Below are 18,300 nucleotides of genomic sequence, written 5' to 3' on the forward strand. Positions count from 1 at the left end.
ATTCGTCGTTGCGAACGTATTACCATTCCAGAAACACCATGCCTGCGCCACAGGTAGTAATGGTTAGCCCGGCCAGCGCGTGCATATAACGCTCCAACTGCTCTGTTTTCAGGAGGGAAATGCCATAATATCCAAGCAGAACCAAACCGATCATAGTAGCCAGGGTAAAGATAGTGTAGGTACTGATTAAGAGTAGCATACCGTTCCAGGACTGTCGGGCTGCCGGAAAATAAAGCAGCGGAATCATCGGTTCGCAGGGACCCAGTACAAAAATCAGGAACATAACCCAGGGCGTGACTTTGTAACGATTTTGTGGAGATACTGCCTGATCGTGCTTATGCTCGAAAACATACAGTTCACCGTTGTCCTGTAGGTCAAAATGTTTGTGAGGCCGGTTCTGGTACGCTCGAATAAGGCCCCAGATGCTGTAAATCAACCCAAAACCGAATAACGCCCAACCGGCTATTCCACCCCGGACCGATTCAAACCAGCTGATTTTAGCAACCGACCAGCCGAGGGCAGCTCCGCCCAAACCCAACAGCACTGAACTCCACACGTGTCCGCAGCCGCAAACGATGGTCCAGCCGATGGTTCGCGGGAGTGACCAGCTTCGCGCTTTGGCTAATGCAAGAAACGGCAGGTAATGGTCGGGGCCGGTAGCCGTGTGCAAAAAAGCCACCGTGATGGAGGTTAGGATCAGCAACTGGGTTTCATGGCTCATAGGCTACGGACTTGGATTGACGAAGCGTAGGTTGAGGCAGTTGCCCGGCAATCGTTTTCAGGCATGTATGAAGCTGTTCACCATGTTGCCCAAGTAGCCTGACCACCAGCCCGTTGACCGGAGCTGCCGAAACGCCGTACAAAATACCCGTCTGTTGAGCTAAATAGGCTATTATCGTTTTGCGGAGTTCAGCAACAGGCTCTTTCTCATTCAGATAAATCAGGCTGGCCTGATGAGTGAAGCCTTCAAGTTGCCCGATTGCGGTCAGGTTCATTGTTGCCGGGGTGATCAGAACATTTTCCTTAATCACCATTTTATTGTTGATAAATACCTGCGTTACCGTATGATATTTCGAAAACTGAAAAACCTCACCGTTCAGTTTTCGGCCACAGGTAATTACTTCGCCCCAGATCAGACAACAACCATCGGTCATATAAATCTGGTTGGTTGCCGAGAAACTGGATTGCTCATGCGGCACCGACGGGTGTGGCAGGAAACAAAACGACGATCCTTTTTCCATCTGAACGTGCATACGCTGCGACGCTCCCTGCTTCATGGTGAACAATCGTTGGTACGATTGCGTCTGTAACTCCAGTGAACAACCTTCGGCCAAGTCAATCTGGAGTTGATAATCATCGCCATCTAAAACTCCCGGCGACGAACTCATGAGCATCAGCTTTAAGGGATCCGCCCGTTTATCCTCCGTAATATTCGCCACCTTGAACGGTGGTGTAAAAAAAGCTTGTTTCAGATAAGTCCGCGTTTCGCGCCGGGCGGTCTGGATGTGTAACTCAGCCTTCATCGCCACAGTTTTGGCTCGTCAACGGTTTCCAGTAAGGCATACCGACGTATCCAGTCAATGACACTATCCAGGCCTTGTAAGCTCATTAAGTTAGTGAATACAAACGGATTGCCATTGCGCATCCTGCGTGCATCGCGTTCCATCACACCCAGATCGGCGTTCACGTAGGGGGCGAGGTCAATTTTGTTGATGATGAGCAGATCGGAACGCGTAATGCCGGGCCCACCTTTTCTGGGAATTTTGTCGCCTTCGGCCACATCGATGACGAAGATGGTCACGTCGGCCAAATCGGGGCTGAAGGTAGCCGAAAGGTTATCACCCCCACTTTCGATGAAAATAAGTTCGACATCCGGAAACCGCTGGGCTATTTCCTCAACGGCTTCGAGATTCATGCTCGCATCTTCGCGGATGGCCGTATGCGGGCAACCGCCCGTTTCGACGCCAATGATTCGGTCGGCGGGCAACAGGCTGTTTTGTGTTAAAAACTCCGCGTCTTCTTTGGTATAAATATCATTGGTAATCACACCAATGCTATATTGGCTGGTCATCTGGCGTGACAAACGCTCGATCAGGGCCGTTTTTCCTGACCCAACGGGCCCTGCCACACCAATTTTTATGTAGGTTCTTGACTTCATTGCGTAGGTTTACTACAGAATATTACGTCTACTGATTACAAGGTAGTAGGCTGAATGCCAACGACACTAACGCCATGTTGGGTGAGCATCTCTACTTTTTTCGGATTGTCGGTCAACATACGTATTGATTTAACGCCGAGCTCACTTAAAATTTCGGCTGCTTTCGTGTAGTCCCTGGCGTCCCGTTTAAAGCCTACTGCTTCATACGCATCAGCCTGGGACAATCCTTTTCGTTTGTATTCGACGCTTTTTAAGAGGGCAAAATGACCGTTTCCTTTCCCTTCCTGCTCTAGCCAGATAATAATTCCTTTCCCGGCTTGCTGAATGAGTTGTTGAGAAATCTCCATTTGCTCTCTACAATCACATTCGATACTATTAAAGGCGTGTCCGAACAGGCATGACGAATGAACCCTGCACAGTACGTCTTCTTCGCCATCTACATCGCCCATAATCAGAGCAATCGACTCTTTTTGTCCATCATAAAAGAGAATCTCGTGGTACTCCCCAAATTTTGTTTTGAGGTTTCCCTCGGCCATCTTAACGATCATTGCTAGTTTACTTTATAGTTAGTCGTGGTATCGGGGATGTCCGCCTGGCGCTGAGCGAAAGCTCTGACTTTACCTCTTTCCACTTATTTAAGACATATACAGCCGCGAATACAGTTGTTCGTGCTGCATGCTTCGAATGTCGAAACCGGGGCAGCAAAGACCGATTAACTCCCGGTTGGGTTGTAATGTATTCATAACCAATTCCTGAATAAGCGGATGCAGCGAAAACAGAATTTCCTGACCGTCCTGCTGGCCTAGCGGAACCAGTTTAACGCAATTGGTAACCATACCAACGGCCGCATTGTAATAAAACCCGGTCATGGCATCTGCTTTCGGAATTTGTAATGCCTGTGCATATAGACCAAACGCAAGGCAATAATGCCCCATAACTTCCTGATTATGTATGGATTCTCGATACTGATTTGCCAGTGCACTGTCACAAAGCGGTTGAAATAGTTTCATCAGCCGAATGCCCAGTTTCTGGCTGGACTGCCGCATTTCTTTTGGCAATTTTACGGCTGTGCATTCGTCATCCAGCGTTACTAGTTCATTCCAGCCATTCCGGGCGGCAGCATCATAGGCCAGCGAAGCCAAGGCTGCATCGGTGTAGAACAGATTCCGGGCCAGCATTTCTTCGACAAACATTTTTGCTGTTAGGACATTATACACAACACCGGCCTGTACGTAGGTTTCGAGGCCTGCCGAGTGCGCATAACCTCCGATCGGTAAGGTAGGATCGCTTAATTGCAGGAGACGGATCAGACCACTATTCATGCTGAGGGTGTAGTGAGTTTAAGGATTTTTGAAAATAAGCTTTCACTACTGCTGTCATGCCCGTGGGGCGAAACAGTCGTTCTCAGGGGTTGCATTAATTTTCGTTGTTGCTGCTCTACAACATAGCCCGATGCGGTCAATAATCGAAACAGTGGGGCATCATAGGGGGCCAACAGCGTATCATCATCGAAAAACAGGGGTAAATGCTTATTGCCGATTTCGTAACAGACCGATGCCATTTCGTACATGGACTTTGGCCTGATAACCAGTACATCGCACGGCAGCACCTCAACCACAATCAGGGTTTGAGCATCCTCGTATAACACGTCACCCTGTGTCAGTTGCGGATTTTCGGCCAGAAACTTCAACGCAATTTCCTGCCCCAATTGTGTTCGCTTTCGCATAATCCGCTTGCTGGTTTCAAACCATTCCAGCGGCAGCCAGTCGATGATTCGGTCGCCAGGGTCAATAGCATCAAGATGACCGAGTTTCTGTTGAATAAGCATTTTTTTGGTTTTGTCATCCCGACGGCAGAAGGCATCCTGATGCAGCCGAAAGTATTCGTCTTACCCAAAGATTCATCCTGCGCCGGGACGACAAAAAATAAGTTATAGAACATTCGCGGGGAGCCTGGAGCCGTGCCACGGTTACTGATAATGCGCAAACAAACCACCGTCCGCGGCTGCGGTGGCACGGCTCCAGGCTCCCCGCGAATGTTCTAAGTTACCTAAAACAAAAAATACCGCTGTGCCAAGGGCAAGACGGCAACGGGTTCACACGTAATGGGTTCGCCATCAACTTTCACTTCATAGGTTTCGGGATTTACGTCGATCTGGGGCGTTGCATCGTTGTGGATCAGGTCTTTCTTTGAGATAGCCCGGCAATTCTTCACCGGTAAGATCATCTTCTGCAACCCGTATTGTTGTACGATTCCTATTTCCAGCGAAACCTGCGACACGAACGTAGCACAGGTCTTGTAAAGAGCTTTGCCATAAGCTCCGAACATATGGCGGTAGATAACGGGTTGAGGGGTTGGAATCGATGCGTTGGGGTCGCCCATTTTGCTGGCGATGATCATGCCACCTTTGATTATCATTTCAGGTTTGGCGCCAAACATTGCCGGATTCCATAAAACAAGATCGGCTAGTTTCCCGGCTTCAATAGACCCAACATAGTCTGAAATACCGTGCGTAATGGCGGGGTTAATCGTGTATTTGGCTACATAGCGTTTCACCCGGAAATTATCATTTTTATTCCCTTCATCCTCCGGTAAAAAGCCCCGCTGCTTTTTCATCTTGTCGGCGGTTTGCCAGGTGCGTGTGATGACTTCGGCCACGCGCCCCATCGCCTGCGAGTCAGAACTCATCATGCTGAAAACACCCATGTCGTGCAGAATGTCCTCAGCTGCGATGGTTTCAGGACGAATACGCGAATCGGCAAACGCAACATCTTCGGGAACCGATTTGTCGAGATGGTGACAAACCATCAGCATGTCGAGGTGTTCGTCGATGGTGTTGATGGTGTAAGGGCGTGTCGGATTGGTTGAAGACGGCAGCACATACGGGTACATCGCTGCCTTGATAATATCGGGGGCATGACCCCCACCGGCACCTTCGGTATGAAACGTATGGATTACCCGACCGTTGATGGCGCTGATGGTATCTTCCAGAAAACCACTCTCGTTCAGCGTGTCGGTATGGATGGCAATCTGAACGTCATATTTATCCGCAACTCTCAATGAAGCATCGATTACTGCGGGCGTCGAACCCCAGTCTTCGTGAATTTTCAGGCCCAGCGCACCGGCTTCGATCTGTTCTTCGAGCGGGGCCGTTGTGGCACAATTGCCTTTGCCCATAAAGCCGAGGTTCATTGGGAACGCATCGGCTGCTTCGAGCATTTTCTGAATATTCCAGGCACCCGGTGTGACGGTTGTGGCGCTGGTGCCATCGGCAGGGCCGGTGCCACCGCCCATCATCGTTGTAATGCCGCTAAACAAAGCATGGTCGATCTGTTGCGGACAAATAAAATGGATGTGTGAATCGATGCCGCCCGGTGTAGCAATCAGACCCGCCCCACCATGAACTTCGGTCGAAGCGCCAATAACCATGTTCGGGTCTACACCGTCCATTGTATCGGGGTTTCCGGCTTTGCCGATGCCAACAATTTTGCCGTCTTTCAATCCAATATCGGCCTTCACAATTCCCCAATAGTCAATGATCATAACGCTGGTAATAACCATGTCCAGAACGCCTTCAGCACGAGTGGCCGTGGCCGATTGAGCCATGCCATCGCGGATGGTTTTACCCCCGCCAAATTTGGCTTCGTCCCCGTAAACGGTATAATCTTTTTCGATTTCGATGATCAGATCGGTATCTGCCAGACGCACTTTATCGCCCACTGTCGGGCCATACAGGTTTGCATATTTTATTCGGCTGATGGATAGACTCATGATGGCTTATGTTTAAAGTTCTGAGCCTCTATCTGTTTCATCGCCTGTTGTTTGCTAAGCTCATCAATCGTATCGCCATTGGTTAAGTTGCTGAATCCGTAGACTTTACGATTGCCGCCAAGGGCGACCAACTCAACATCTTTTTCTTCTCCCGGCTCGAAGCGAACCGCCGTTCCGGCCGGAATATTCAACCGCATCCCAAATGCCTTCTCACGGTCAAATTCCATCTGTTTATTGACTTCAAAAAAATGATAATGCGAACCGACCTGTACGGGTCTGTCGCCAGTGTTAACAACGGTTAGGCTAGCAGTCGGCCGCCCCACATTACACTCAATCGGGTCACTGCCAAGAATGTATTCTCCGGGTATCATGCTGGTTTACAGTTTATGGGGAGTCGGTTTTCCAAAAGCAGCATTTGGTAGCTGGTATTTATAGTATAGGCATCTGCTGATAACGGTGAACAGATCTAGCGAATGGGATCATGGACGGTAACCAATTTAGTTCCGTCGGGGAACGTCGCTTCGATTTGAATCTCATGAATCATTTCGGGAATGCCTTCCATTACATCCTCGCGGGTTAAAATCGAGGTGCCGTATTGCATGAGTTCGGCCACCGATTTGCCGTCGCGGGCGGCTTCCTGAAGCTGGCTACTAATAAGTGCAATGGCTTCGGGATAGTTGAGTTTCAGGCCACGGGCTTTTCGCTTCCCGGCTAGTTCGCCCGCCAGAAACAGAAGTAATTTTTCACTTTCACGTGGTGTCAGGTGCATAGGTTACGAATTGGGATTCACTGATTTTAGAGCAATATAAGCCAAAAAGGGGTTCGATTTTCATCGGTAGGCACATCCTACAAGGAACGGGATTTGTCTGTCCGACTCCTGATTATGACTTCGTATTGAATCAGGAGTAATCTGTTAATGAGGGCTGTGCATCGCTATCAGTATTGGGATTTTATGGAAACGTTAAGAGTGCCGTTGATTTGTTAACATACCCTTGAATGGGGATTTTGGGGTGGTGAAGCGCCTTCCAGTTAGTTTTGCGCTCCACAAGAATCATTACCAGTGCAATTTCTACAATGTTCAATTCTTAGGGAAAGGCCTGTTGAGTGCATGAAATGCAATTGTCTTTCGCTGAAACCTTCCACAAGTCAGACGGCCTTCTACAGAATAGCCCATCAGCCAGTCAGGTGAAATTTACTCAACCGGTCTTATGATGACCCGGCTGTAGAGAATCCACTTCTGTAGCACATTCTTGACGATCAGGCTACTTAGTTGACATCTCTTTGTATTTTTCTGGGATTTTTTAATTTTTTTTTAATACTTACTTCATCAATTGAAATTTATTGAGAAATCAAATTTTGCTACCTCTAATTAACGTCTACAATCATGAAGATTTTTTACATTTCACCTCCATTTATAAAAAAATGGAGCGTATTGTGCTGGTTTTTCCTGGCGATCAGTGTATTGACCGTTCAGGGGAAAAACCCTGATTTTCGTACTAGCAAAGCCCAGGCGGAGTTGACTGTCAGCGGGCGCGTTACCGATGCAGCAACGAACGAAGCACTGGCTGGCTGTACTGTTGTATTGAAAGGATCACAGCGGGGCACGACCACCGATGCCAAAGGCGAATATCGGATTGTAGTCCCTAGTAGTGATGCAGTACTGGTGTTTGGCTTTATTGGGTTTGTCTCGCAGGAGATACAGGTTGGCAACAGCACAATACTCAATGTATCCCTGGCTGCTGCTGCGTCTGAACTGACACAAGTGGTCGTTATTGGCTACGGTACTACGACAAAGAAAGACGCCACGGGTGCCATGACAAGTCTGAAAAGTACAGACTTCAACCGGGGTATAATCAATTCACCCGAACAACTTTTGCAGGGTAAAGTGGCCGGCGTAAACGTCACCTCCGCCAGTGGTGAACCTGGTGCTTCTCAGAGTATTACGATTCGGGGGCCGGGTGGCGTTCGCACAGGTAGTACGCCTTTGTTTGTCCTGGATGGTATTCCCCTGGACAACTCCAGTACAGGTGGAGTTACGAACCCGCTCAACTTCCTGAATCCGCAGGATATCGAAGCGATTGATGTTCTGAAAGATGCGTCGGCTACGGCTATCTACGGCGCTCGCGGGGCCAATGGCGTAGTGCTGATTACGACCAAAAAAGGGAAAGCGGGCACGTCTAATCTCACTCTTTCGGCAAACGTCGGTATCTCAAATGTAGCCCGGCCCATTCCTGTCTTCAATGCCGACGAATACCGACGGCAGGTAGTTGCTGTCGGGGGTATTGTCGATGATAAGAAGGCTTCGACCGACTGGCAGCGCGAAATCAGCCGGACCGCCATTACGCAGGATTACAATCTTGGTTTTAGTGGTGGCGCCGAAAAGCTAACCTACTACGGTTCACTGGGTGTTCAGAATCAGGAGGGTGTACTAAAAAATAGCCGGTTGAAACGCTATACCGGCCGATTTAATGCGTCGCAGAAATTTCTCGATGATCGACTGACGCTCGATGTAAACCTAACTGCTTCGCAAACCGTCAACGAGCGCCCACCAATCGAGGGTATTCTTGGCGCGGCTCTGTCTGCCAACCCAACCTACCCGGCCTACGACTCAACGGGTGGTCCGGCACGGTATCAGGCGTTTACAAATCCGGTACTGTCGCTGGCTTTGCAGAAAGATATAACGACTATTAATCGGGTAGTAGCTACGATATCGCCTTCGTTCAAGATTAATAAAGACCTCGTTTATAAGTTGAATCTGGGTATCGATAATGCAACGTCGACCCGTGATTTGCAGTCGCTGGCCAGTGCTGTGCCCCAACAGGATGGTCGGCTTGAAAGCATCTACAAGACCAACCGAAACGTATTGATTGAGAACTACTTCACCTATTCGCGGGGGTGGGCTAATCACAATCTGACAGCTTTGGTGGGGCATTCGTATCAGAAATTTTATATTCAGGAGCGGAGCTGGAGTATCAATAAATTTCCGATTTCGCCCATTGAACCAATCAACAATCCAAGTCTTGGGCAGGATCTCACACTGGCTAACAACCGGCCGGGTGGATCGTCGATCGAAAACGAGCTTCAGTCGTTCTTTGGTCGTCTGAATTATCAGTTTCGGGATCGCTATCTGTTCACCGCTACCGTACGGGCCGATGGGTCGAGCAAGTTTGGGGCCAACAACAAATACGGTGTTTTTCCGTCATTCTCGGCGGGATGGCGGTTGTCTGAAGAGCCTTTCCTGCAATCAGGACCGTTCTCTGATCTGAAACTTCGGGCGGGTTGGGGTCAGACAGGTAACCAGGAGATTCCGTCAAAAATCACCCAGGCCCTGTTTACGTCGCAGGTTGGTGCAACGACCAGCTATCCGCTGGACAACTCAACGAACTACCCTGCCGGAACGACATACACGCGACTTGCCAATCCCGACATTCAGTGGGAGGTGTCAACGCAAACCGATGTTGGACTGGATTTTGGCCTGTTTAAAGGCGCCTTGACGGGTACAATCGACTACTTTCGGAAGGTATCGGGCAAGATTCTGCTCGAAGTAATTCCCGCTGACCCCATTCAGCCGGCGGCTACCTACTGGACCAATGTGCCCGATATGAGCATCACGAACCAGGGAGTAGAAGTAGGTCTGAACTACCGTTACGCAAGCCAGCGTGGGTTCCGGTTCGACCTTGGGGGCAACATTACGTTCATTAAAAACGTGGTAAATAACTCGCCCTACTCGGTAATTACGTCGGGATCGGCCACGGGAGCAGGCCTAACATCGGCTACGGTTAACGGTTATGTGAACGGCCAGCCCATTGGGACCTTCTTCCTGCGTGAGTACATTGGCATTGACGACAAAGGAGTCAGCAAGTACAGCGATATCGATGGTGATGGCATTGGCGGGACTGATAAAGACCGGATTGCCGCTGGTAGCGCACTGCCGACCCAGCAGTTCAACCTGAACGCCAGGGTTGGCTACAAGGGCTTTGATCTGACAGCCAACTTCAATGGTGTGTCGGGCAATAAGTTGTACGACAACACGGCCAACGCTTTCTTCTACAAAGCGCGTCTGGTAAAAGGATTAAATGGCCCTGCCGAAGCAGTTGGTGAGCCCAATGAGTCAATCAACAACTCGGCCCCGGTGTCGACCCGCTTCCTGAAAGATGGTGCATTCTTCCGACTGAACAACCTGACGTTGAGCTACAGTCTCGATCCGAAACTTATCGGGATGAAGCGCTGGATTTCTAACGTCCGGCTGTCGGCAACGGGACAGAACCTGTTCGTGATTACCAAGTACAACGGTTATGATCCAGAGGTAAACACCGATCGAACAGTCAATGGCATTTCGTCGTACGGTATTGATTACCTCAGCTACCCAAAAGCCCGTTCGTTTGTATTTGGCCTGAATCTGACATTTTAATCAGACCGATAAGTTTATCACTGCTGTAATGTAAGGACTACATGTCCCGGTTTAAAAACTTTACTGGTCTAACCAAAAATCATGAAAAAGTCTTTCATAATCACCTTGATACTAACCAGTCTGATCAGCCTGAACAGCTGTACAGACCTGACCGAGAATGTGCTTGATGAAGCCTCGGCAACCGGCTTAACGGACAAACAGGCTGCCGATGGGAACATCGCCCCGGTGTATGCCCGCCTGCCGGATTTATTTACGCACACAAACTACTTTGCCATTCAGGAGATTTCGACCGATGAAGCGATTCTGCCTTATCGGGGTGGAACCGACTGGGGCGACAACGGTATTTATATCGCCCTGCATCAACATACGCATACCAGCACAGACCCGAACATCCGGAATACGTGGCTGGTCCTGGCGCAGGGTATTTCGCGAGCAGTGACGGCACTGAACACCCTGCCTACCATCAAGGATTCGAACGCTAAAATCTATATTGCCGAAGCACGGGGTATGCGTGCCTACTACAATATGCTGATGCTCGACCTGTTCGGGCTGGTATTTGTAAAGGAGGATGCAGAAGCAGTCTCGCAAATTCTTCGCGGTGAACAGGCACTGGAGTACGTAAAAAATGAGCTTCTGGCGGTTGAACCCGACCTGCTGACGACGGTTGGCCCCGGTCGGTTGACTAAAGGGGCGGTATGGGGGCTGCTGGCCCGGTTGTACCTGAACGCGGCTGTCTATCGCGACCGGTTTGCTACCCAGTTTACGTTCAAACCTGAAGACATGGACAAGGTGGTAGAATACAGCGATAAGATCATCAGTTCTAATCAGTACCAGTTGTCCAAGGATTATTTCTCAATTTTCAACGACAACAACCACGATAATAAAGAACTGATTTTTGCCGTTGACCAGCGTGCCGAGCTGAATGGCCACAATCGTCTGGCCTATTTCTCGATATCAGGCGACCAGTTTCCGCTGCCTGCCTTCCCGGCTGCCAACGGCACCGATGGACCAGCCATTACGCCGGATTTCTACCGTACCTGGGTGAATGCCTACGCCCCCAACGACCCGGCTGGAGTTGATCCGCGCTTTTATAAAAAGAACATGACCATTCCTGCCGACTCCTGCATGGCAGCCAGCGACATTGTTATGGATCGGGGCATTCTGCGGGGCCAGCAATATGGGTTGCTGCGGGTAAACGGTGCGTTTGTCCGGTGTGGTAACAATTATCGGGTCGGTAAACTCTTCTACGTGACCCGCAACCGACCTACCTTGCCGGTAAGTTTCCCCGAGCAGGTCGATTTTTCTGTAGCGGGTAGTAATTACAACACGGGCTACCGGGTATTGAAGTATGAGTTTGGCAAAAAATCGCAATCGGGCCGGAACCTGGGTGATGCCGACATTGCCATCGTCCGTCTGGCCGACGTGTATCTGATGCGGGCCGAGGCTAAGCTTCGGAAAGGCAACGATGCCGCCAGTGCCCTGGCCGATGTGAATACAGTTCGGGCTTCACGTACATCCGGTGCACCGGCCCTGACCAGTATGAATCTCGACCTGCTGCTACGCGAACGTGGTTTTGAGTTGTACTGGGAAATGGTCCGTCGGAGCGACCTTGTTCGGTTTGGTAAGTACGAAGGTACCTGGACCGAGAAGACCAATGCCGATAAACTGAAACGGGTTTTCCCGATTCCGCAGACGGCCATCGACGGAGCGTCTAACCTGCCCGGCTATCTAAAGCAAAACGAAGGCTATTAATCAGTGACGTGACCCCTATTTCAGCACCCCTAAGCGACTAATGACCGCTTAGGGGTTTGCTATTTTGTATTCTTTACCCGAATGATCTCTGCGGCAATGCTAACCGCAATTTCTTCGGGTGTCTGGCTGTTAATGGACAGTCCAATCGGGGCATAGATACGCTTTAGCTTTTCTTCGCTGATTCCTTCCGCGCGATAGTCGGAAAATAGTTTTTTAATTTTGGCCTTACTCCCCAGTACACCCAAATACGTCAACTCTTTGTCCAGCAGTGCCCTGATTGCCAGATCGTCGGTACGATAGCCGAATGTCATCACCACTACATAGTGGTGCGTGCCGGAAGAAATATGACCGGCCAGTTCGTCATAGCTATTGACCACTGTTTTCTCATGGGCTATATCGTTTAGCATCATCGTGTGCAGGTCTGAACGATCATCGAACACATGAATGTGAAAATCCATCAGGCTCATCATTCTGGATAAGGCCAATGCACAATGGCCGCCACCGATTATGAAAAGCTGGTTTTTATTGCCGATGCGCTCCTGGTAGAGCCATTCCTGCTCCGACTGCATCGTGAACTGGTAATCAACCTCAGGGAGCTTACTGGCTGAAAACTGAATACCGGTGGGCGATAACGTAAGCAAGCCGTTCTGGTGCTGTTGCAGGCATTCTATAATACCTTGAATAGCGGGCGTGTCGTTCGGCTGAATCCGGTAAATCAGAATCGTTTGGCCGCCGGAGCAGATCATGCCGCTCTGGTTGCTGACCGCACTTTTATCGTGGTACTGTGTCCGGATTGAAAGCGCTGGTTCAGTCGGGTGATTCGTTAGTTTTTCTTTCACCAGTTCCACGAACTTGTGCTCCATGATGCCACCACCAATGGAGCCTTCCATGTCGCCTGTCGCATTGACAGCCATCAGAAAGCCCTTCCTGCCTGGACTGCTGCCGTGACTTTCCAGTACGTACAATAGCATGACTGGCAGCTTCTGCTGAATGCTTTTATGGATTAATTTCCAGACTATTAGCTGTTTGGTCATTAGCAAAAGGCATGGTGCGACGAATGGCATTGACGTTATACAAAGCCAGCAGGACTTTTTCGGGCGTCATGGGTGCATCAAACGGGATCGTAGCGGCCGGATTAAATGCCAGAACAGCGTTGCGTAACGCAAAATAAGCGCCAATGCCGTACATCAATGGCGGCTCACCAACGGCTTTCGACCGAAAAATAGCCTGATTGTCCTGTTCCGTTTTCAGCGGCTCGATGATAATCTGTTTCGGCACAGAATAAATATCCGGCACTTTGTAGGTAGACAGCGCATTGGACCGCAATCGGCCTGCTTTATCGAAAACCACTTCTTCCATTGTCATCCAGCCAATGCCCTGCACGATGCCGCCTTCAATCTGTCCCCGGTCGACCAGTGGGTTCATGCTAACGCCAAAATCATGCACCACTTTGACGGCATCTACTTCATAGGTGCCCCGCAGGCAATCGACAGTCACTTCCACGATAGCTGTACCGTAGACGTGGTAGGCAAACGGATGCCCCTTTTCTTTGGTCGCATCGTAATGAATGTCGGGAGTAGCATAATGGGCGTGTTCGGACAGGCTGACGCGTTTCGTGTAAGCGGCCATTACCAGCCGCTGCCAATACCAGTCTGTCTTCTTGTCTCCCCAATAAACAAACTCATCTTTCAGCGTGATTTCATCAACACTAACCTGCAATTCCTCGGCTACAACAGCCTTAAGGCGCTGGATAATGCTGGTACAGGCCATTTCCACCGCTTTCCCGTTCAGGTCAGCGGTTGCGCTGGCGGCTGAGGGTGAGGTATTGGCTATCCGGTAGGTACTCGTCGAGTGCAGTTTTACCCGCTCCGACTGGATGGAAAGCACATGAGCAGCAACTTGGACCATTTTGGTGTTTACTCCCTGTCCCATCTCGACGGCACCCGTGCTGACGCCCACGCTACCATCGGTATATACGTGTACCAGCGCCCGAGCCTGATTCATGCGAGTATTCGTGAACGAGATTCCGAAGCAGACCGGCATAAGCGCCAGACCTTTTTTGTATAACGTACTGGTGTCGTTAAAAGCGGCTATTTGACCACGGATAACGTCGATTTCGTATACGTCCTGAGCTTTGTTCCAGCAAATGTGCGATTCGCTCACCGCTTTTTGCCCATACGGAAATTCATCGCCTGTTTTATTGAGGTTTTGCGCCTGAATAATGGCTGCATCAACTCCCAGGGATTCTGCCGCTTTAGTAATAGCGGCTTCGATGACGAACATACCCTGAGGGCCACCAAATCCCCGAAAAGCAGTGTTTGGCGGAAGATTTGTCCGGCAGCAATAAGCCGTTGCCGTTACATTCGGGATAAAATAGCTGTTTGTGCAGTGAAACAACGTACGTTCCATTACGGCTGGCGACAGATCGGCCGCGGCACCCGCATTTTGATAGAACGTAGCTTCGTAGGCAACAATCTTCAGGTCGTTGTCAAGACCAATTTTGAAGTCGGACGAGTAGGGGTGACGCTTACCGGTCATGGCCATATCTTCCATTCGATGCAGGGCGTATTTAACGGGTTTGCGGAGTATATGTGCTGCCAGCGCGCACAGAGCCGCCCACATATTGGCCTGATCCTCTTTGCCCCCAAAGCCACCGCCTAACCGCGTTACATCGACATCAATCTGGTGCATCGGCAAACCCGACGACCGGGCTACAGCCCGTTGGACTGCCGTTGGTCCCTGGGTGGAGGAGTACAATTTTATACCGTTGTTTTCCTGCGGAACGGCATAAGCGCCCTGCGTTTCGATGTATAAATGCTCCTGACCGTTGGTGTCGGCGGTTCCGTCAAAAATGTAAGCACACTGCTCCCAGGCGGTAGCTGTGTCACCCAGTCGGAACGTTCGCGGACGAATAATTAATTCGTCGAGTGCCTGTGCTTCGCGAGGATCGGTTATGACAGGTAGCGGATCTATGTCGACCGATATTTTTTTGACCGCAGCGCGGGCTTCATCGTCGGTTGCGGCCACAACAAAAGCGATCGGCATACCGCAGTAATGAACATGATGCTCGGCCAGCAGCGGTTCGTCGGGGACGATTCCGCCTATCTGATTTTCGCCGGTTACGTCTTTATAGGTCAGAATACGCACGACACCGGGCATTGCTTCGGCAACGGTCAGATCAAGGTGCCGAATGACACCATGCGCAACCGGCGAACCGAATGCTGCTCCAAACAACGTACCGCGAATCACCGGAATGTCGTCCAGATAAATCGACTCGCCCCTTACGTGTGTTCTGGAATCTATATTTTTCATTTCTTTTTAGAAAATGAGAGGAAAGTAATTTGTTGATTGTTAGATGTTTATGCGCTATTGGGCGAGCAATTGCTTCACGTTCAGCTCCGGAAACAGCTTTATAAAATGTGCTTTGATCAGTTGACTAAGCAATAAACGCTTATAGACTTCTGTACCGCGAGCATCGCTGATTGGAGTAATTTCCGTTTGAGCAATGGCTGTGGATTCAATGATCAATTCCTCCGTTATCGACTTCCCGGTTAGAAATTGACCCGTTTTTACCAGTTGTTTCGGAATGGGCGCAACACCTCCGGCCGACAATCTGGCGCTGGTAATGATATCGTTCTCTACTGAAATAAAAATGGCTGAATTAACGCTGGCAATATCGAGGTGGGTCCGTTTGCTGACTTTCTCAAAATTGCAACGTGTGCGTGCATCAGGCAAGTCAAACCGGATTTGTTCCAGGTATTCTTCCGGGCGTTTGTCCAGCGTTTTGTAGCCCTGGTACAGATTTCGAAGCGGCAACTCCCGCGATGTAGCGCCATCACTCAACGTCAGGGTGGCATCCAGGGCCAGAAAGAAAATCGTAAAATCACCGATGGGCGAGGCATTGATGAAGTTCCCCCCGATGGTCGCCATATTGCGAATCGGTGTAGACGATACCAGCTTTGTGTACGCGTTAAAATCGGGGAAATGGGCCTGCATAACCGGCGATTCGATCAGGTCAGTTACCGTTGTTGACGGACCAATTACGCATTGGTTACCTATCCTGGAAATTCCCTTTAAATCGGCATCATCGAACAGAAATCGGATGGATGCATCTTTAATTTCGTCATGTTTTTGAACATATAAATCCGTGCCGCCACCAACGCGCTGAGCAACTGGATTGTCATTGGCCAGTTCGCCGTTCAGCCCTAAGGTCATGACCTGCAATCGTTCCTGAATACTGGAAAAATAGGGGGGCAAAATACCTTGCTTTGTCGCAAACGTAATTGGATCTTCAGCACTGCGTTCCGCTAAAAGATTGGCGACATGACCGGCTGCCCGTTCAATGGATTTGTAACCGGTGCACCGACAGATATTTCCGTCAACGGCGGCAACGGCATTTTGTGGCGTTGGCACTGTCTTGCTCAGGCAGAATCCCGCCATTGACATCACAAAACCCGGTGTGCAAAACCCGCATTGCGTCGCCGATTCGTCGGCCATAGCCTGTTGCACGGGATTCAGTTCGTCCATGTTGACACCTTCGATGGTTACGATGTGCTTCCCATGCGCATTTCCCAGCGGCATCAGGCAGGATGTTGCCGATCGATACCGTAATTCTCCATGTTTTAATTCACCTATAACGACGGTGCAGGCACCACAATCGCCCTCGCGGCAACCAATTTTTGTGCCGGTCAGGTCTTGATGATAGCGCACAAAATCGAGTACCGGCGTTCCAGATGGCATCGCCGTACTAACTTCTTTATTATTTAGGATGAATTTTATCAAGGTTACTGACTCGTTACTGGTTAAGTTGTATCAAACGGCAAGCCGTTGCTGATACAAGTCGACTTACAACATTTCGGCAGGTTCTTCTTTCAGTTTCTGCGCTTTATTCCCGGTTGGTATGAGCAGATTGAGGAGCAATGCAACCAATCCGCCAGCCGAAACGCCCGATTCCAGAAACGTCTGAACCACACCGGGCAATGTCTTTAACCACTCTTCCTGTGAAGGAACTCCAATGCCAACGCCCAAAGCGATGGCGGCAATGAGCGCATCCCGTTGCGATAATCCTCCCGAAACCATCAGACGTAATCCCGATACGGCTACCAAACCAAAGAGCATAAGGGCAAGTGCGCCCAACACACAGGGCGGCATTACGGTAATCCAGCGACCTACGGGCGGAAAGAGACCGAGACAAAGCAAGATAATGGCCATGATCCAGCCGATTCGGCGGGCGGCAACACCTGTCATCTGAATCACCCCGTTATTCTGCGCATACGTTGCACTGGGAAACCCACCGACCAGCGTCGAACCAATGCAGGTAAGACCATCGGCTAAAATACCACCCCGAATCCGATGCCAGTGATCAGGCCCATCGGTAGATAAGCCAGAAAGTTGAGAAGTAGCCGTTATGTCGCCCATGGCTTCCAGTACGCACACGAGATAGATGAACGCAAAAGGAAACAGCAACTCCCATTTGAAAGCCAACCCGTACGGAAGAATCTGGGGAACCGTGATCCATGAGCCGCTACCTGGAGTTGGGCTTTGCAACCAGCCCATCAGCCCACAAATTGTATAGCCCGTTACGACTCCAGCCAGTACGGCGGCCATACGTGCCCAGGCTTTTCCTATCGACTGGGCAATCACCATGACCACAATAACAACCAGGGCAACCAGCCCGCCACTCCAGGCTGGTGCGCCTTCAGCGGGTAATCGGGCAATGCTGCGCATACCCGTAGGAATCAGCGAAAGACCGATTAGCAACACAACAATACCCGAAACCAGGGGCGTAAATACACGCTTCAGCTTTGGCAAAAAGGGCGCTAGGGCAAGTTGTACGGGCGTTCCGGCCAGCGACATGCCCACCATGAGCGGCAGTCCTCCTGTTGTACCTGCCTGAATCAGCGGTGCCAGAAACGCAAAACTGGTGCCTGTGATGCTGAGTAGTCCGGAACCGATAACGCCAAACCGCATTGTTTGCAGAAACGTACCCAAAGCCGATGCTACCAGCGCCATACTGACCAGATAAGCCGTGTCTTGCGGATTAATGGATAAAATGCCCGACAGAATCAGTGCTGGGGTAATGGTTCCTACAACCATTGCCCCAACCTGTTGTAAACTAACCAGGAGCGCCGGAATCAGAGGGACTTTATCTTCCAGGCCGTAAACGAGACGGGTAGTTTGCGCGTTAACGGGTTCGCTCATCGGTTGG

General features: G+C 50.2%; 15 protein-coding genes. 2 read left to right on the top strand and 13 right to left on the bottom strand.

Annotated features, from left to right (window positions below; genetic code table 11):
• Positions 1-19: 19 nt before the first annotated feature.
• The 9 genes from G8759_RS09025 to ureA all read right to left on the bottom strand — a co-directional run bounded on the left by G8759_RS09025 (position 20) and on the right by ureA (position 6,698).
• The gene (locus G8759_RS09025; RefSeq protein WP_167207171.1) at positions 20-721 is read right to left on the bottom strand and encodes a hypothetical protein; all 702 of its coding nucleotides are present in this window, start codon (positions 719-721) and stop codon (positions 20-22) included.
• Positions 711-1,523, bottom strand: a complete 813-nt coding sequence (locus tag G8759_RS09030; protein ID WP_167207173.1) for an urease accessory protein UreD — start codon at positions 1,521-1,523, stop codon at positions 711-713. The genes G8759_RS09025 and G8759_RS09030 overlap by 11 nt, the downstream gene beginning before the upstream one ends.
• Positions 1,520-2,158: an urease accessory protein UreG gene (gene ureG, locus G8759_RS09035; RefSeq protein WP_167207175.1), complete on the bottom strand. Its 639-nt coding sequence runs from the start codon at positions 2,156-2,158 to the stop codon at positions 1,520-1,522. The genes G8759_RS09030 and ureG overlap by 4 nt, the downstream gene beginning before the upstream one ends.
• A 35-nt stretch (positions 2,159-2,193) precedes the next feature.
• A complete protein-coding gene (ribA, locus tag G8759_RS09040; protein WP_167207177.1) occupies positions 2,194-2,706 on the bottom strand; it encodes a GTP cyclohydrolase II RibA in 513 nt (170 codons plus the stop codon).
• A gap of 87 nt (positions 2,707-2,793) precedes the next feature.
• Entirely contained in the window at positions 2,794-3,480 is a 687-nt protein-coding gene (locus G8759_RS09045) for an urease accessory protein UreF (RefSeq protein ID WP_167207179.1), read from the bottom strand.
• The gene (gene ureE, locus G8759_RS09050) at positions 3,477-3,986 is read right to left on the bottom strand and encodes an urease accessory protein UreE (protein ID WP_167207181.1); all 510 of its coding nucleotides are present in this window, start codon (positions 3,984-3,986) and stop codon (positions 3,477-3,479) included. Before ureE ends, G8759_RS09045 begins: the two co-directional genes overlap by 4 nt.
• Positions 3,987-4,207: 221 nt before the next feature.
• Positions 4,208-5,929, bottom strand: a complete 1,722-nt coding sequence (ureC, locus tag G8759_RS09055) for an urease subunit alpha (RefSeq protein ID WP_167207183.1) — start codon at positions 5,927-5,929, stop codon at positions 4,208-4,210.
• On the bottom strand, positions 5,926-6,300 hold the full coding sequence (locus tag G8759_RS09060) for an urease subunit beta (RefSeq protein WP_167207185.1): 375 nt from the start codon (positions 6,298-6,300) through the stop codon (positions 5,926-5,928). Before G8759_RS09060 ends, ureC begins: the two co-directional genes overlap by 4 nt.
• A 95-nt stretch (positions 6,301-6,395) precedes the next feature.
• Positions 6,396-6,698 carry an urease subunit gamma gene (gene ureA, locus G8759_RS09065; protein ID WP_167207187.1) on the bottom strand — a complete coding sequence of 101 codons (303 nt, stop codon included), beginning with the start codon at positions 6,696-6,698 and terminating at the stop codon, positions 6,396-6,398.
• A 615-nt stretch (positions 6,699-7,313) separates the two neighbouring features.
• Between ureA and G8759_RS09070 the strand changes: the two genes are divergently transcribed.
• Complete coding sequence (locus G8759_RS09070; protein WP_167207189.1) at positions 7,314-10,340, top strand: SusC/RagA family TonB-linked outer membrane protein; 3,027 nt, start codon at positions 7,314-7,316, stop codon at positions 10,338-10,340.
• Positions 10,341-10,421: 81 nt separating this feature from the next.
• Positions 10,422-12,092 carry a RagB/SusD family nutrient uptake outer membrane protein gene (locus tag G8759_RS09075; RefSeq protein WP_167207191.1) on the top strand — a complete coding sequence of 557 codons (1,671 nt, stop codon included), beginning with the start codon at positions 10,422-10,424 and terminating at the stop codon, positions 12,090-12,092.
• Positions 12,093-12,151: 59 nt separating this feature from the next.
• Here the strand turns inward: G8759_RS09075 and G8759_RS09080 are convergent, their stop codons facing one another.
• The 4 genes from G8759_RS09080 to G8759_RS09095 form a co-directional block, all read right to left on the bottom strand.
• On the bottom strand, positions 12,152-13,126 hold the full coding sequence (locus G8759_RS09080) for an XdhC family protein (RefSeq protein ID WP_167207193.1): 975 nt from the start codon (positions 13,124-13,126) through the stop codon (positions 12,152-12,154).
• Positions 13,089-15,404, bottom strand: a complete 2,316-nt coding sequence (locus tag G8759_RS09085; RefSeq protein WP_167207195.1) for a xanthine dehydrogenase molybdopterin binding subunit — start codon at positions 15,402-15,404, stop codon at positions 13,089-13,091. Before G8759_RS09085 ends, G8759_RS09080 begins: the two co-directional genes overlap by 38 nt.
• Before the next feature lie 54 nt (positions 15,405-15,458).
• The gene (locus G8759_RS09090; protein ID WP_167207197.1) at positions 15,459-16,874 is read right to left on the bottom strand and encodes an FAD binding domain-containing protein; all 1,416 of its coding nucleotides are present in this window, start codon (positions 16,872-16,874) and stop codon (positions 15,459-15,461) included.
• Between the two features lie 63 nt (positions 16,875-16,937).
• Positions 16,938-18,293, bottom strand: a complete 1,356-nt coding sequence (locus G8759_RS09095) for a uracil-xanthine permease family protein (RefSeq protein WP_167207199.1) — start codon at positions 18,291-18,293, stop codon at positions 16,938-16,940.
• Positions 18,294-18,300 lie beyond the last annotated feature (7 nt).

Origin of the sequence: Spirosoma aureum (assembly GCF_011604685.1) — a bacterium.
Lineage (GTDB): Bacteria > Bacteroidota > Bacteroidia > Cytophagales > Spirosomataceae > Spirosoma > Spirosoma aureum.

Bases quoted from the DNA above. Each gene is read 5' to 3' on its own strand.
- G8759_RS09025 (WP_167207171.1), bottom strand. From the start codon at position 721: ATGAGCCATGAAACCCAGTTGCTGATCCTAACCTCCATCACGGTGGCT.
- G8759_RS09030 (WP_167207173.1), bottom strand. From the start codon at position 1,523: ATGAAGGCTGAGTTACACATCCAGACCGCCCGGCGCGAAACGCGGACT.
- ureG (WP_167207175.1), bottom strand. From the start codon at position 2,158: ATGAAGTCAAGAACCTACATAAAAATTGGTGTGGCAGGGCCCGTTGGG.
- ribA (WP_167207177.1), bottom strand. From the start codon at position 2,706: ATGATCGTTAAGATGGCCGAGGGAAACCTCAAAACAAAATTTGGGGAG.
- G8759_RS09045 (WP_167207179.1), bottom strand. From the start codon at position 3,480: ATGAATAGTGGTCTGATCCGTCTCCTGCAATTAAGCGATCCTACCTTA.
- ureE (WP_167207181.1), bottom strand. From the start codon at position 3,986: ATGCTTATTCAACAGAAACTCGGTCATCTTGATGCTATTGACCCTGGC.
- ureC (WP_167207183.1), bottom strand. From the start codon at position 5,929: ATGAGTCTATCCATCAGCCGAATAAAATATGCAAACCTGTATGGCCCG.
- G8759_RS09060 (WP_167207185.1), bottom strand. From the start codon at position 6,300: ATGATACCCGGAGAATACATTCTTGGCAGTGACCCGATTGAGTGTAAT.
- ureA (WP_167207187.1), bottom strand. From the start codon at position 6,698: ATGCACCTGACACCACGTGAAAGTGAAAAATTACTTCTGTTTCTGGCG.
- G8759_RS09070 (WP_167207189.1), top strand. From the start codon at position 7,314: ATGAAGATTTTTTACATTTCACCTCCATTTATAAAAAAATGGAGCGTA.
- G8759_RS09075 (WP_167207191.1), top strand. From the start codon at position 10,422: ATGAAAAAGTCTTTCATAATCACCTTGATACTAACCAGTCTGATCAGC.
- G8759_RS09080 (WP_167207193.1), bottom strand. From the start codon at position 13,126: ATGACCAAACAGCTAATAGTCTGGAAATTAATCCATAAAAGCATTCAG.
- G8759_RS09085 (WP_167207195.1), bottom strand. From the start codon at position 15,404: ATGAAAAATATAGATTCCAGAACACACGTAAGGGGCGAGTCGATTTAT.
- G8759_RS09095 (WP_167207199.1), bottom strand. From the start codon at position 18,293: ATGAGCGAACCCGTTAACGCGCAAACTACCCGTCTCGTTTACGGCCTG.